The organism is Crenobacter oryzisoli (assembly GCF_030385785.1).
GTDB classification, from domain to species: domain Bacteria; phylum Pseudomonadota; class Gammaproteobacteria; order Burkholderiales; family Chromobacteriaceae; genus Crenobacter_A; species Crenobacter_A oryzisoli.
Genome location: NZ_JAUEDK010000028.1, coordinates 24,470 through 39,470 on the forward strand (window position 1 = coordinate 24,470; position 15,001 = coordinate 39,470).

The 15,001-nt window shown below is 63.5% G+C and carries 12 protein-coding genes; 6 read left to right on the forward strand and 6 right to left on the reverse strand.

The genetic code is table 11. The annotated features are described in order from the left end of the window. Position 1 precedes the first annotated feature (1 nt). Complete coding sequence (locus QU481_RS15120; protein ID WP_289830892.1) at positions 2 to 808, reverse strand: ABC transporter ATP-binding protein; 807 nt, start codon at positions 806 to 808, stop codon at positions 2 to 4. Between the two features lie 336 nt (positions 809 to 1,144). On the opposite strand from QU481_RS15120, the gene QU481_RS15125 reads away from it, so the two are divergent. After that, positions 1,145 to 2,599, forward strand: a complete 1,455-nt coding sequence (locus QU481_RS15125; RefSeq protein ID WP_289830893.1) for a sigma-54 interaction domain-containing protein — start codon at positions 1,145 to 1,147, stop codon at positions 2,597 to 2,599. 282 nt (positions 2,600 to 2,881) lie between these two features. Here the strand turns inward: QU481_RS15125 and QU481_RS15130 are convergent, their stop codons facing one another. The 4 genes from QU481_RS15130 to QU481_RS15145 all read right to left on the reverse strand — a co-directional run bounded on the left by QU481_RS15130 (position 2,882) and on the right by QU481_RS15145 (position 7,530). After that, positions 2,882 to 3,841 (reverse strand): PDR/VanB family oxidoreductase, encoded by a 960-nt coding sequence (locus QU481_RS15130; protein WP_289830894.1) that lies wholly within the window; start codon positions 3,839 to 3,841, stop codon positions 2,882 to 2,884. 66 nt (positions 3,842 to 3,907) lie between these two features. Further along, positions 3,908 to 5,032: an aromatic ring-hydroxylating oxygenase subunit alpha gene (locus QU481_RS15135; RefSeq protein ID WP_289830895.1), complete on the reverse strand. Its 1,125-nt coding sequence runs from the start codon at positions 5,030 to 5,032 to the stop codon at positions 3,908 to 3,910. A 58-nt stretch (positions 5,033 to 5,090) separates the two neighbouring features. After that, positions 5,091 to 6,581: an aldehyde dehydrogenase gene (locus QU481_RS15140; RefSeq protein ID WP_289830896.1), complete on the reverse strand. Its 1,491-nt coding sequence runs from the start codon at positions 6,579 to 6,581 to the stop codon at positions 5,091 to 5,093. Between the two features lie 262 nt (positions 6,582 to 6,843). Then, positions 6,844 to 7,530 carry a hypothetical protein gene (locus tag QU481_RS15145; RefSeq protein WP_289830898.1) on the reverse strand — a complete coding sequence of 229 codons (687 nt, stop codon included), beginning with the start codon at positions 7,528 to 7,530 and terminating at the stop codon, positions 6,844 to 6,846. Positions 7,531 to 7,912: 382 nt separating this feature from the next. Here QU481_RS15145 and QU481_RS15150 point away from each other — a divergent pair, with 382 nt between their 5' ends. The 3 genes from QU481_RS15150 to QU481_RS15160 all read left to right on the forward strand — a co-directional run bounded on the left by QU481_RS15150 (position 7,913) and on the right by QU481_RS15160 (position 11,637). Then, on the forward strand, positions 7,913 to 8,953 hold the full coding sequence (locus QU481_RS15150) for a chromosomal replication initiator protein DnaA (RefSeq protein WP_289830900.1): 1,041 nt from the start codon (positions 7,913 to 7,915) through the stop codon (positions 8,951 to 8,953). Positions 8,954 to 9,471: 518 nt separating this feature from the next. Next, on the forward strand, positions 9,472 to 10,431 hold the full coding sequence (locus QU481_RS15155) for a hypothetical protein (RefSeq protein WP_289830902.1): 960 nt from the start codon (positions 9,472 to 9,474) through the stop codon (positions 10,429 to 10,431). Between the two features lie 21 nt (positions 10,432 to 10,452). Continuing rightward, a complete protein-coding gene (locus QU481_RS15160) occupies positions 10,453 to 11,637 on the forward strand; it encodes a glycosyltransferase (protein ID WP_289830903.1) in 1,185 nt (394 codons plus the stop codon). A 73-nt stretch (positions 11,638 to 11,710) separates the two neighbouring features. On the opposite strand, the gene hpnA is transcribed toward QU481_RS15160, so the two are convergent. After that, entirely contained in the window at positions 11,711 to 12,712 is a 1,002-nt protein-coding gene (gene hpnA, locus QU481_RS15165; RefSeq protein WP_289830907.1) for a hopanoid-associated sugar epimerase, read from the reverse strand. A 163-nt stretch (positions 12,713 to 12,875) separates the two neighbouring features. On the opposite strand from hpnA, the gene ispH reads away from it, so the two are divergent. Both ispH and hpnH read left to right on the forward strand, forming a co-directional pair. Further along, on the forward strand, positions 12,876 to 13,817 hold the full coding sequence (ispH, locus tag QU481_RS15170; protein ID WP_289830908.1) for a 4-hydroxy-3-methylbut-2-enyl diphosphate reductase: 942 nt from the start codon (positions 12,876 to 12,878) through the stop codon (positions 13,815 to 13,817). Positions 13,818 to 13,838: 21 nt separating this feature from the next. Beyond that, positions 13,839 to 14,999 (forward strand): adenosyl-hopene transferase HpnH, encoded by a 1,161-nt coding sequence (gene hpnH, locus QU481_RS15175; RefSeq protein WP_289830909.1) that lies wholly within the window; start codon positions 13,839 to 13,841, stop codon positions 14,997 to 14,999. The last annotated feature ends 2 nt before the right edge of the window (positions 15,000 to 15,001 follow it).

Sequence of the window (15,001 nt, forward strand, 5' to 3'; positions counted from 1 at the left end):
CTCAATTACGCGAATGCTGGGCGGTGACAAACTGCCGGCAGCGCTCGCTGTTCGGGGAAACGAAGATCTGTTCGGGCGGGCCGGCCTCCTCGATGCGGCCCTGGTGCAGGAACATCACCTGGCTCGACACATCGCGGGCAAAGGCCATTTCGTGGGTCACCAGCACCATGGTGCAGCCCTCCTGCGCCAGGTTGCGGATCACCTTCAGCACCTCGCCGACCAGTTCGGGGTCGAGCGCCGAGGTGGGCTCGTCGAACAGCATCACCGACGGCCGGGTGGCCAGTGCCCGGGCGATGGCGACGCGCTGCTGCTGGCCGCCGGACAGGAAGCTCGGGTAGCTGTGGCGTTTATTGGCGAGGCCGACCTTCTCCAGTAGCGACTCGGCATGCTCGGTGGCCTCGGCGCGGCTTTGGCGCAGCACCCGCACCGGTACCTCGATGAGGTTTTCCAGCACGGTCATGTGCGGCCACAGGTTGAAGTTCTGGAACACCATGCCAAGCCGGGTGCGGATGCGGTCGACCTGGCGGTCGTCGGCGGGGATGGGCTCGCCCTTGCGGTTGGTCTTGAGGGCGATTTCCTCTCCGGCGATGCGCACGCTGCCGCGGTTGGGCACCTCCAGCATGTTGAGGCAGCGCAGCAGCGTGCTCTTGCCCGAGCCGCTGGCGCCGATCAGGGAGATCACGTCCCCTGTTCTGGCCGACAGCGATACGCCGTCGAGGACGGTATGTTGGCCAAAGCGTTTGTGTAGATCGACGACATCGATGATAGGGACCGGATCGGTGGCAACATCTGGCTGGTCAGGCGGCACGCTCTTCCCCTTTATGGTGGTCTGCCCTGCTTGGGTCGGGTCGTTCCCGGCGCTTGGGCGTCGGGCTTGCCTGTATTAAGCAGGCTTCGTGCCAGTCATATTTATTTATTTAAGCGGCTGAATTTGTGTAATTTTTCGTAAATGGACTCTGCGGTAATTTTCGAGTAATAATCCTAAAAACAATAAGAACGCCAGATTTTCGGCAGGCCCGCTCCGCACACCGTGGCCCGCTTTGCCGTGCGGCGCGACAGCCTGTGCTGGCGCCCTATAAACAAAACCGGACCGTCGCGCTTAGACGATGGGAAACCGGTCTATCGGGAAAGCTACAAAGGACAAATGGACGAACAACTGGCATCTGCCCTGGCCATCTTTTCGGAGTTTCTGGATTCGATCCCGCAGCCGGTGGCCATCGTCGATAGCGCTGGCCACTATGTTTATTACAACGAGGAAAGCGCCCGGCTCGACGATTACAAGGTGGAAAAGGCGCTGGGCAACGCGCTGCTCGACGTCTATCCACAGATGGACAAGCACAGCAGCACGCTGCTGCAGTCGGTCTACAAGGGCAAGCGCTACCACAACAAGTACCAGCTGTACTTCAACGCGGCGGGCAAACCGGTGCACCAAGTGCACACCACCCTGCCCTTGAACGACCGCAACGGCCGGATCATCGGCGCGATCGAGATGTCGCGCGACCTGTCGGTGATCAGCAATCTGCACGACCAGTTCGTCGACCTGCAGCAGCGGCTGGAGGGTGAACACAGCTACAACGACGTGGGCATCCTCACCTGCGACCCGGCCATGCAGAAGCTGATCCACCAGGCCAACCGGCTGGCCAAGACCGACGTGCAGGTGCTGATCTACGGCGAGACCGGCACCGGCAAGGAGCTGTTCGCCCGCCTGCTGCACAGCCAGAGCGAGCGCGCCAACAAGCCCTTCATGGTGCTCAACTGCGCCGCCCTGCCCGAGCCGCTGTTCGAGAGCGCGCTGTTTGGCACGGTAAAGGGCGCGTTCACCGGCGCGGAAGACCGCCGCGGCATCCTGGAAACCGCCAACGGCGGTACGCTGTTCCTCGACGAACTCAACTCGATGCCGATGGCGATCCAGGGCAAGCTCCTGCGGGCCTTGCAGGAAAAGACCTTCAGCCGCGTGGGCTCCAGTGCGGAGTGCCGGGTTGACGTGCGCATCATCTCGGCCACCAACGAGTCGCCACAAGCGATGCTGGACGCCAAAAAGATCCGCCCCGACCTGCTCTACCGGCTCAATGTCGGCTACCTGGTGATCCCGCCGCTGCGCGAGCGGGTCAACGACATCCCGCTGTTGGCCCAGGCGCTGCTGAAGAAGAACGGTAAGATCACCGGCAACCGCGTCAAGCGCATCAGCAACGCGGTGATGGAGCGGCTGCAGCGCCACCACTGGCCGGGCAATGTGCGCATGCTGGAGAACATCATCCTGCGCAGCCTGATCCTGTGCGAGAACGGCGACGAGCTGAACTTCATCCTGCTGGAGGACGACGAGCAGCCGGTGCCGGCGCGGCATGCGGAAGCCGCGTCATTGCAGGAGGTTGACGCGCCGATGGCGGCGGCGCTGCCGGCTGTCGCACTGGCCGAAGACGGTAGCCAGTCCTTCGACGAGCAGGTGGAGGCGTTCGAGCGCGGCTTGCTGATCCAGTACCTGAGCCGCTACCCCAACCTGTCCGAGGCGGCGCGCCGCTGTGGCCTGCCGCGCGCCACGCTGCAATACAAGATGAAGAAGTACGGTATCAAGCTGGCGCACTCGGTGGTCGATGCCTGAGAGCCTGCTTACGATCTGCTGCACTTGGGTGATCCTGCGTTGGAATGACACTCAACATGCTTATCTACTCGATAAGTACATTCCGCTTTTTCGCGTCATTCCGCCTTAGCTGCCCCTTCGTTCGCGATCTCGTAAACAGGCTCTGCGCACAGGCCGGGCCCGTGAGGCCCGGCAGATGACGGGTAAAACCCAATGGCGCACGACGGCGCAAGGACCTGAATAGTCCCTGCGCCTGTCGTGCGCCATGTCATTTCAGTGCGGGTCGAGCCTTGCGCAAGCGTGCTACAAATCCAGTGTCAGCGAACGGCTCTTCGCCCGCGATACGCAGATCATGATTTTCTTCTGCGCCGCCCTGTCCGCCTCGTCCAGATACTGGTCACGGTGCAGCGCCTCGCCGTCGAGTAGCGCAGTCTCGCAGGTGCCGCAGCAGCCCTCGCGGCACAGACACTCGACGGCGATATCGGTCTGCCGCTCGATCGCGGCGAGGATGGATTCGTCGGCGCTGACGGCAATGGTTGCGCCGCTGCGCGCCAGGTGCACGGTGAAGGCGGCGCCGTCCTCCAGCGGCTGGGCGCTGAAGCGTTCCACATGCAGCCGCTCCGGTTCGATTCGGCCAACGGAAGCGGCCGCGACCGCGACCGCGTCGATCAGCGAGGCCGGGCCGCATACGTAGAGGTGATCGTCCGGTGCCAGCCCCGCCACGATGGTGTCCACATCCGGGCGCGCGCCAGTGGCGGTGTCGTACAGCAGGGCCAGGCCGTCACGCCGGCGCGCCTCGAGCATGGCGGAAAAGGCCGCGCTGCTGGCACCGCGAAACGCATAGTGCAAGGCATAGCGGTCGCCGCTTCGCTCCAGTGCCTGCATATGCGCAATGAACGGGGTGATGCCGATGCCGCCGGCGACGAACACATGGCGGCCCGTCGTGTCGGCGAGGCGGAACAGATTGGCCGGCGGACTCACCATCAGCCGGCTGCCGATGCTGACCGCCTCGTGCAGATGGCGCGAGCCGCCACGCGAGGCGGCGTCGTGCTTCACCGCGATCTTGAATACCCCTTCCGCCGCGTCGTTGATCAGCGAATAGGCATTGGCGCAGGGGCGTTCGGCCAACCCTAGCTGCACCACGATGTGGCTGCCCGAGTCGAACGGCGGCAGCATGCCGTCCAGCGGCTTCAGCGTGAACTGCTTGATGTCGGCGGTCAGCGTGTCGATGGCGATCACTTCGGTGGTGATCTGTTGCTGCATTCTCATGTCGGGCCTTTCAACAAAACGGAACGGCCGCCATGCATGACGCCATGGCGGCCGGTGCGGTCAGCGCTGGTAGCTCTGTGCGACCAGGCGGTGGAAATAGGCGATGCCGTGTTCGCTGATACCGCTGCGCCCGGCGTCGACCATGATGCGGCCCTGGCCGCGATAGCCTCGCGACTGCAGCCCGCGCTGCACGCTCTCCACCAGGCGCAGGTCTTCGGGGCGGAATACCTGGGTCGCCCAGTCGATGAACTGTTGCTGCGCCTCGGACACCTCGCTGCTGGCCAGCAGCACCTCGTAGTACTGCACGGTGACGCCGGCCGACACCGGGTATTCGTAGATCACTGTCATCGTGCCGTCGCCGGGCACCACGTTAAACATCACGCAGGGCCAGGCCCAATAGCCGTTGAAGGCCTGGTTCTGCACGTCGCCATCGAAGGCATAGCCCTTGCTCGACGACTTGGACTCGCCGCGCTGCAGCGTCCAGTTGCCATGGAAGGTGTGGGTGTAGGTGTCGGTGCTGACCGAGGCGGAAAAGCCCGGGTGGGCCGGCGCGCAGTGATAGCACTCCATGTAATTGTCTACGATCACCTTCCAGTTGGCCGGGGTCTCGGTGATGGTCCGCGAGGCCACTTTCAGCTCGGCCACGTTCGGGCACACCGATTTCAGGTGCTCTTCCAGCCCACCCAGCTGCTGCTCGATCGGCGCGGCGTTCGGGTCCATGTTGACGAACACAAAGCCGCAGTATTCGGCGATCTGCAGCGGCACCAGGCTATGGTCGGCCTTGTCGAAGTGCGCGACGTTGTCGCAGTTGCGCGCCATGGCCAGCTCGCCGTCGAGCTTGAAGGTCCAGGCGTGATAGGGACAGGTGATCACGTTCTTGGCATTGCCGCTGCCCTGCAGTAGCTCGTGGCCGCGATGCGGGCAGACGTTGTAGAAGGCGCGCAGCACGCCGTCGCGCCCGCGCACCGCCAGCAGGTTCTCGCCGACGATTTTGCGCGTCACATAGGCGTTGGATTCGGCCAGCTCGCTGGCGTGGCACAGGCACAGCCAGGCCTTGGCGAAGATCTGCTCCTTCTCGTAGGCGAACACCTCGTCCGCCGTGTAGTAGCGCGCCGGCAAGGTGTAGGCGTGCTCGTGATCGGCGCAAAAGTCGGCGGGCAGGTCGAGGTCGAAGGGCTTGTACATGGAGTGGCTCCGGGTATGAGGTGGTGCGACCGGCCCTCGCCGGGCGGCCGCCATGCGATCAGACGACCTGCATGATCGTCGACTTGATTTCCTGGTACTTGTCGAGCGCGTGCAGCGAGTTGTCCCGGCCGTTGCCGGACTGCTTGTAGCCGCCGAAGGGGAAGTTCATGTCGGCCAGCGCGTCGTAGCAGTTCACCCACACCGTGCCGGCGCGCAGCCGCGGCGCGATGGCGTGGATGCGCTTCAGGTTGCCGGACCACAGCGCCGCCGCCAGGCCGTAGTCGCTGGCATTGGCGATGGCGACCGCTTCGTCTACGTCGTCGAATGGGATGATGGCGAGCACCGGGCCGAAGATTTCCTCGCGAGCGATGCGCTCCCGGCCGTCCTTGCACTCGAACACGGTCGGTGCCAGATAGCTGCCGCCGGCTACCGGTTCGGCGCGACGACCGCCTGCGACCAGCTGCGCCTCGCCCTCGCCGTGCGCGACGTACTGCTGCACCAAGTCCAGATGGCGCTGGTCCACCAGCGGCCCCAGCCGGGTGGCCGGGTCGAGCGGATGACCGGGCACGAACTCGCGAGCGGCTTCCAGCAACGCAACCTTGAAGCGCTGCAGGATGCTGCGCTGTACCAGCAGGCGCGAGCCGGCGCTGCACACCTGGCCAGCGTTGTAGAAGATCGCCGCGGCGGCGGCCTGGGCGGCGGCGTCCAGGTCTTCGACGTCGTCGAGGATGATGTTGGCCGACTTGCCGCCCAGTTCGTTCCACACCCGCTTCAGGTTGGAGTCGGCCGAAGCACGCAGGATGCGCCGCCCGGTCGCGCCCGAGCCGGTGAAGGCGATGCAGTCGATGTCCGGGTGATGGCTGAGCAGCTCGCCAACCCGGCCATCGCCCGGCAGCACGCTCAGCACCCCGTCGGGCAGGCCGGCCAGCCGTGCCAGGCCGGCGATGCGTAACGCGGTCAGCGGTGAACGCTCCGACGGTTTGAGCAGCACGCTGTTGCCGGCGGCCAGCGCCGGCGCCAGCTTCCACATCGCCATCATCAGCGGGAAGTTCCACGGCACGATGGCACCGACCACGCCCACCGGCTCGCGGGTCACCGTGCTGTGGAAGCTGCCGTCGCCGGGGATCACCTCGCCGGCCACCTTGTCGATCGCCTCGGCGAACCACTCCAGGCAATAGATCGCACCGGCCACGTCGACGCCCTGTGACTCGGCAATCGGCTTGCCGACGTCCAGGGTTTCGAGCAGCGCCAGCTCCTCGCTATGCCCGCTCAGCAAGGCGACCCAGCGCAGAAGCACCGCCTTGCGCTGGCGCGGTGACTGGCGCGACCAGACGCCGGATTCGAAGCTCTGCCGCCCGGCGGCCACGGCGCGGTCCACGTCGTCGGCGTCGCACTGGCTGACGCGGGCCAGCAGCCGCCCGTCGATCGGGCTGCGGCAGTCGAAGGTCTGGCCGGATTGTGCGCCGGTGTATTCGCCGGCGATGAAGGCGCGCTGCTCGATGTCGAGCTGCTGCGCCTTGTCCTGCCACTTTTCAAAGGTGTAATCCATCTCGCTCCACCGCTAGTCGTATCGATTGATGGGGCGCGGCACGGCTGTGCTCGCGGTTTCTCTCATAGCAGGGAGCGTGCCACCCGGAGTGGATGCGCCAAGTAGCTGAAATGGCGGGGTTTCGCCGATATCGCCTCACGACGAAATCAGGCGCTTGCGCAACAAGCTGTCGAAGCGCCAGTTTTTCGGCATGGCGGATGGGCCGTAAAAAACGAAAGGCCCCGCATCGCGGGGCCTTGTCATAGGGAGAAAGCGTGGCGGCTTACTGGCGCTCGTACACCATTCGGCCGCTGCCGTCGTCCACCACTAGGGTGCCATCCTTGACCAGCAGCTGCATGGTTTTGAACGGCTGGGGGCGCAGGTAGGCGATGTCGTCGACCGCGAAGGCAGTCAGGTGAGCGATGGCGCGGCCGGCCGGGATCGAAAACCACTGCAGCGGCGCCTTGCTGCTCTCACGACGCAGGCCGGCACGGGCCCAGGTGTCACCGGCTGGCATCTCGACGCTGGCATCGCCGTTGCGATCAGTGACGGCGGTGGCAGTCTTGCCGGCCTTGGATTCGAAGGTGACCTCGACCCCGGGCATCGGGCCGACGCCGGGCATACCGACGATGGCGAGCCAGGTACCCGGTTCGGCCTGCTTGCGGATGCGCAGTTCCTCGTCGCGGAACACACGGAAGTCCGGCTCCTTGTCCGGGGCGGCGGTCTGCAGCATCACCTTGCCGTGCTGGCGCTGCCACTTGCCCTCGGCGTACTGGTCGACGGCACCGTAGCTCATGCCCCACTCGAAACTGCCGTCGGGCTTGAGCAGTAGCTCGGAGCCGACTTCGCGTGCGTTCTTCAGGTAGTAGTGGCCGGCCAGGGGCGTGTCGGCCTTAGTGGCGGGTGCCGCCAGGGTCGGGCTCAGCCAACCAATCAGCGTCAATGCCCCCAATAACAGAAGTTTTTTCACGGCGGAGCGCCCTCGGCAAAAAAGAGGCAATTTTAATATATGCATATAACATAAATCAAGGCGGGCAAATGTTTCCGGATCGAAGCATTTGGCTAATGCGGGCCAAATAAAAGTGGAAACGAATACGACCGGAAGTTAGTTCCCCTGTCCGCTGCTTAAGATTTGCTAACAAAACCCTGCTAGCGATATGGCCCACCGCTCCATAGTCTTCGTAGTGTCTGCTGCAGCGTCTCCAAAGCGACGTTTCGTCGATGGCCGCGTGCAGTGTCCAGTCTTCGTTTCTGGCCGCACCGCCTTGGTGACCCACTTTGTGCGAGACGCTCGCTGCGACTGGAAGGTATCTCCGGCCGATGCGGCCGTTCAATATATTGGAGAACCGCTGATGCGCCATTTACTGATTGTGCTACCGCTTCTACTGGCCCCCGTGGCGCCAAGCCAGGCACAGGTCAGCATCAATATCGGCATTCCGGGGCTCAGTATCGGTATCAATGTACCGGTGTACCCGGATCTCGTTCTGGTCCCGGGCTATCCGGTCTACTACGCCCCTGGCGCTCCTACGAACTACTTCTTCTACGACGGGCTGTACTGGGTGTTTCAAGGTGATAACTGGTACCAGAGCAGTTGGTACGATGGACCTTGGCAGGTGGTCGGGCCGGAATATGTGCCGGTCTACCTGCTACGCGTGCCGGTGCGCTACTACCGCTACCCTCCGCCTTATTTCCGCGGATGGCGTGTCGACCAGCCGCCGCGCTGGGGGGACCATTGGGGGCGCGACTGGGAAGAGCATCGACATGGATGGGAACACTGGGATCGCCACGCCGTTCCTGCAGCCGCACCATTGCCGCTTTATCAGCGTCACTACTCCGGGGGTCGTTACCCGCGCACGATCGAACAGCAGCACTCGATTCGGTCGCAGAATTACCACTATCAACCACGAGAAGCGATAACGCGGCAGAGCGCCCCGATGCCTGAGCATTCGTATCGCCCAGGACCAGAGCAACAGCGACCGTCGAATCAGCAGTATTCCTCACCGCAACGCTACTCCCAGCCAGGCCGGCCAGCTAACGAACCCTATCAGCCGGCCCCTCCCCCGCAGCACCCACAGCCGCAGCAGCACATGCCGCCGAACCAGCCCTGGCAACAGCAAGCCAACCCTGGCAGACCCTATGACGAGCGCCACCCACAAGGGCCAGGCACACCGCCAAACGAACCGTGGCAGCACAACCCCGGACGTCCTCATGGCGAACCGCATCAGCAAGCGCCAGTGCCGCAGAACCAGCCATGGCAGCAGCAAGGTGGGCCTGGTCGGTCGCCCGGCGAACAACGTCCGCCAAACCGCCCTCAGTACCAAGAAAGGAACAGGGACGGTGAGCGTGGCGAGTCTCAGCAGGGCTCGGATCACCAGCGTCCTTACCTGCAATGAGGATATCGGCTGGCTCGACAAACGAGCTGGCAGTCACAAAGGACAGCGCCATGAAATGGACTAGAAGCGTCACGCTACTGTTGATGGCCGTGGCGCTTGGTGGCTGTATCTGGTTGCCAGGCGATCATCGAGGCGGGGGTTATGGGCGCGACGGCGGCTATGACCACGGTGGTAGATACGAGCATGACGATCACCACAGGGACCGTGGCGACCAACGCCCACCGGAAGACCAAGGCCGGCAAGAGGATGATCGCCGAGGCTACTGACATCGGAGTCTTGCCTCTCTGACACTGCCCAAGCAGGCCTTTCCTTCCGCCCGCTACGCTGCGGTAGGGGCGCACGGAAACGCGCCTCCAATTCTCGTCCCGCGGCCTCTACTCCACTGACGGACACGCAAGCAACGGAGAAATACCCCATCCGAATCAACGGGCAGCCGCCTGATCGAAGCCCGGTTATGCCGCAATCCTACGCGACACCACTACAATGATTTCTAGGTAAACAACTGGCAGGGGAAAAGGATGTCTGATCCATTAGCCACGCCGGAACACGAAACGACGCCAGATGCCGAAGCGAGCGCGATTGCTGCCGTCGCCCAGGCCGCCGTCGAAGAGGCGGATCATGCCATGCGCCACTGGGCTGACCCGTCGCCGGAGCCGGTCAAGTTAGGGTCACCGCGGCATCTGAGCCTGTTTTGCAACATGCTGTTGCAGACCCACAACCCCTATAAGCCAGCCGTGATTGAATGGCCGCAACTCTCGCCAGAAGCGCTTGGGCGCGTTACCTCACTGCCGATCTGGGACATCGCGGTGCAGACCGAAGGTCGTGCGTCGATCCGCGTTGAAACCTTTGCCGCCACAGTGCAAGAGCCGTTGTTGCGCCGTGCGTTGGAAATGGACGGCACAGAAGAGGCCCGCCACAAGGTGGTGTTGTCCAAGCTGGTGCAAGCCTACGGCATCCCGCTCGCGCCGGAGCCCTCCTACCCACCGCCTGACGACCCCGAATGGGGCTGGCTAGTGACGGGCTACAGCGAGTGCATCGACAGCTTCTTCGCCTTCGGCCTGTTCGCCGCGGCCAAGCGCTCGGGCTTCTTCCCCGCCGAACTGGTAGAGACCTTCGAGCCGGTGATTCAGGAAGAAGGCCGCCACATCCTGTTCTTCGTCAACTGGGCCGCCTGGTACCGGCGCAACCTGCCGTGGTGGCGTCGACCGCTGTTTGCTCTCAAGGTGGCGCGTGTCTGGGCCTTCCTGATCTGGGAGCGCATCGGCATCGCTCGCGGCATCGACCCCGATGGGGTGGCGCAGGATGCCAACTTCACCATGAACGGCTCGGCCGCGCTGGGGGAAGCCCTGTCGCCACGTTCAATGATCGAGCTTTGCCTGGCCGAGAACGAGCGGCGCATGGCCGGCTACGACTCGCGCCTGTTGAGGCCCGAGACTGTACCGAGGCTCGCGCGTCTGGCCCGGCGTCTACTGCGCTAGGCGAGCCGAGGCGTCCGCCCCGTGGCCCATCCAGTTCTGTCTCCCCTGTTCCTTGCGCTGTCGCTGCTTACACTGATGATCTGGTGCATCTTGCTGGTCGGTCGTGCGGGATTCTGGCGAGTGCGCAAGCCTCACCCAGCCCCGCCGCCCGCTCAGTGGCCAACGGTGGTGGCCATCATCCCGGCTCGAGACGAGGCCTCGGTGATCGCTGATGCCGTCGCTAGCGTGTTGGGACAGGACTATCCGGCACCGCTCAAGCTGATCGTGGTGGACGACCACAGTAGCGACGGCACCGCCGATGCAGCCCGTGCCGCCGCAGCGGAGCTTGGCAAGGCCGATGTACTGACCGTCGTCTCCGCGCGTGAACTACCGTCTGGCTGGAGCGGCAAGGTATGGGCTCAGTCAGAAGGGCTTGCGGCAGCCAACCGGCTTGTTCCTGATGCCGGCTGGCTTTGGCTGACCGACGCCGACATCCACCATGGCAGCGGCGTTCTTGCTGCGCTCGTCGCGCGTGCCCTCCACGAACAACGGGGCCTTGTTTCGCTGATGGTGCGTTTGCGCTGTGTGTCGCTGTCGGAGAGGCTGATCGTACCCGCCTTCGTCTTCTTTTTCGCCAAGCTCTATCCATTTGGTCGCGTCAATGACCCGAACAGCCGTGTGGCGGCAGCGGCCGGCGGTTGCATGCTGGTGCGCCGCGCCGCGCTGGCACGAATCGGCGATTTCGCCGCCATCCGCAACGCACTGATCGACGACTGCAGCCTCGCCGCTCTCATCAAGCCGGGCGCATCGATCAGGCTGGATTTGGCCGACGACAGCCATTCGTTGCGCCCCTACGACGACTGGCACAGCCTGTGGAACATGATCGCGCGCAGCGCCTACACCCAATTGCGCCACTCACCGCTGCTGTTGGCCGGCGCCATGGCAGGCATGCTGCTGACTTATCTGGCACCGCCTGCTCTCGTCGTGACAGGTTTGGTTGCCGGTATGGGCATCGGGTTGACCTGGCCGGCTTGGCTCGCCTGGATTGGCATGACTGTCTCCTATTTGCCGATGCTGCGCGAGTACCGCCAGACTGGCTGGCTGGCCCTACTGTTGCCCGTTACCGCCCTGTTCTATATGGGTGCCACGGTGGCGTCGGCGTGGCGGTATAGTCTGCGCCGTGGTGGACAATGGAAAGGCCGGGTTCAGGCCTCTGCAGGGCATTGAAAGCTGCTGACAAACCCTTCTGGTGTTGACACGCGGCCTGCTCTGTCTGCTCCGCGCGCCGCCGACAATATGCTCAGCGCAAATACCCTGCTTCCCGGAACCATGCCAAGGCATCCCGCAGCCCCTCCTGATAGGCGCGCGGCTGATAGCCCAGCATGCGGTGCGCCTTCTCGGAGCTGAAGAACATCCGGTAGCGCGACATATCCAGCCCGTCCACCGTGATGAACGGCTCGCGCCGTGTCAGTCGTGCGATAGCCTCGGCGATATGGGCAAGTGGATAGAGTGGCCAACGCGGCAGCTGCACGGTGGGCGCGCGACGTCCGGTCAAGGCGGCGATGTCTTGCAACATCTGTTGAAGACTGACGTCCTGACCGCCCAGGATGTAGCGTTCGCCGATGTTGCCGCGCTCCAACGCAAGGAAATGGCCCTCGGCTACGTCGTCCACATGTGCCAGGTTGAGACCGGTGTCGACGAAGGCCGGCATCTTGCCGGACGCAGCTTCCAGGATGATGCGGCCAGTGGGGGTAGGCCGCACGTCGCGCGGCCCGATCGGAGTGGACGGGTTGACGATCACAGCGGGCAGACCGCTTTCGGTGACCATGTGCTCTACCAACCGTTCTGCCAGGACCTTACTTCGCTTGTAAGCTCCGATGGCCTCGCCGGCGTCCATGGTGGCTTCTTCGGTCACCGGTGCCGTGGCGCCCGCCACGCGCAGCGTGGCCACGCTGCTGGTATAGACGACGTGCTCCACGCCGCATCGTAGCGCGGCCTGCATCACCACCTCGGTGCCGGCAGTATTGGTGCGCACGATGTCTTCGGGATTCGGCGCCCACAACCGGTAGTCCGCCGCTACGTGAAACAGATAGCGCACGCCCGACAAGGCGCGCTCCATGGCGGCGCCATCGCGCATATCGCCTTCCACCATGTGCACGGGCAGCGTTTCAAGGTTGCGGCGCGGGCTGCTCGGGCGGACCAGAGCGCGCACGCGCAGCCCCCTGGCCAAGGCGCGCCTGACTACCGCCGAGCCAAGGAATCCCGCTGCCCCGGTCACCAGAATGTCGTCCTCTGCCGTCATCGAATCCCCCCTGCTCGATTAATAATGTGCCATCCGCTCACTGAAGGCGGTAAACAAACTGACACGGGTATATAGTAATTACTACGTCGTAAAAAAAAGTGATACCCGAAATACCTAAACATAATCGGCCGGTCATTCGTGAAATATTAAGGGGAGGCTCTGTATGCAGGTGATTCTTGCCCAGCCTCGCGGTTTTTGCGCGGGGGTAGTTCGTGCGATCGAAATCGTTGATCGCGCACTCGTCAAACATGGCGCTCCGGTGTTCGTGCGCCATGAGATCGTGCACAACAAGCATGTGGTGGAAGAACTACGGCGCAAAGGAGCGCACTTCGTAGAGAATCTGGACGAGGTACCCACGGGCGCGGTGACCATTTTCAGCGCGCATGGGGTCTCCAAGGCTGTAGAGGCAGAAGCACAAGAACATCAGCTGCATGCCATCGATGCCACCTGCCCTCTGGTCATCAAGATACACAACCAGGGGCGCCAATACGCGGCTAGCGGCCGCACCGTCATCCTGATCGGCCATGCCGGCCACCCGGAAGTGGAAGGCACCATGGGCCAGATTCCCGGCAAGGTAATCCTGGTGCAGAACGAGGCCGATGTGGCCAAACTCGAACTGCCGCCCGACACCCCCGTGGCTTATGTCACCCAGACCACGCTGAGCGTGGACGACACCCGAAACATCATTACTGCGTTGAAGCAGCGCTTCTCCAACCTGGTGGGCCCGGATACGCGGGACATCTGCTACGCCACGCAGAACCGGCAAAGCGCGGTGCGCGAGCTGTCCAAGCGGGTCGACGTCCTGCTCGTCATCGGCGCCACCAACAGCTCCAACTCCAACCGGCTGCGCGAAATTGGCACGGAAAGCGGTGTGCCCAGCTATCTCATCGCCGATGGCAGTGAGCTCAACCCCGATTGGGTGCGCGATGCTCAAGTGGTCGGCATCACCGCCGGTGCCTCTGCGCCGGAAGCCATGGTGGAAGACGTGCTGGCGGCGCTGCGGCGGCTCGGGCCGGTGGAGGTCTCGACCATGGAAGGTCGGGAGGAGCATGCCGAATTCCGCCTGCCCGCCGAGCTGGTTGACGCACAGCCAATTTCGCACTGACCTTTTTGAAGGAGGCTCGCCTTGGCCATTCCCTTCCTACAGGTTGTCCGCGTGGGCGCTTACATAGTCCGCCAGCATCTGGCAGGCCGCAAGCGCTATCCACTAGCCCTGATGCTGGAGCCGCTGTTCCGTTGCAATCTGGCCTGCTCCGGCTGCGGCAAGATCGATTACCCTGACCCCATCCTGGACCAGCGACTTTCGGTACAGGAATGCCTGGATGCAGTAGACGAATGCGGCGCGCCGGTGGTGTCTATTGCGGGTGGCGAGCCTTTGTTGCACAAGGAGATGCCGACCATCGTGGAAGGCATCATCGCACGTCGTCGCTTCGTCTACCTGTGCACCAATGCCCTACTGCTGGAAAAGAGGCTGGACCAGTACAAGCCTAGCCCCTACTTCGTCTGGTCGGTCCACCTGGATGGCGATCGCGACATGCATGACCACTCGGTGTGTCAGTTGGGCGTGTACGATCGCGCTGTGCAGGCCATTCGCGCAGCCAAGGCGCGCGGCTTTCGCGTCAATATCAACTGCACCTTGTTCAATGATGCCGAGCCAGAGCGGGTGGCACGTTTCTTCGACTCGCTAAAAGCGATCGGGGTCGACGGCATCACCGTCTCACCGGGGTATGCGTACGAGCGTGCTCCCGATCAGGAGCACTTCCTCAACCGCAGCAAGACCCGGCAATTGTTCCGCGACATCCTGGCTCGTGGTCGCGGCGGCAAGAACTGGGCGTTCAGCCAGTCGTCACTGTTCTTGGATTTCCTAGCCGGTAACCAGACCTACCACTGCACTCCCTGGGGTAACCCGGCACGTACGGTGTTCGGGTGGCAGCGCCCCTGCTACCTGTTGGGTGAAGGCTATGTGGGCAGCTTCCGTGAACTGATGGAAGAGACCGACTGGGACGCCTACGGCACCGGCAACTATGAGAAATGCGCCAACTGCATGGTGCATAGCGGCTACGAAGCCACGGCGGTCACCGACACTATGGCCCACCCGCTCAAGGCGCTGGGTGTCAGCCTGCGTGGCGTGCGCACCGTCGGGCCGATGGCTCCCGACATTCCGCTCGACAAGCAGCGCCCGGCTGAGTATGTGTTCTCGCGCCACGTTGAGATCAAGTTGACGGAGATCGGCAAGGCAAGCCCAGCAAGGCACGGACACAAGCAAACCGCGACCGGGGAGCATTGAGC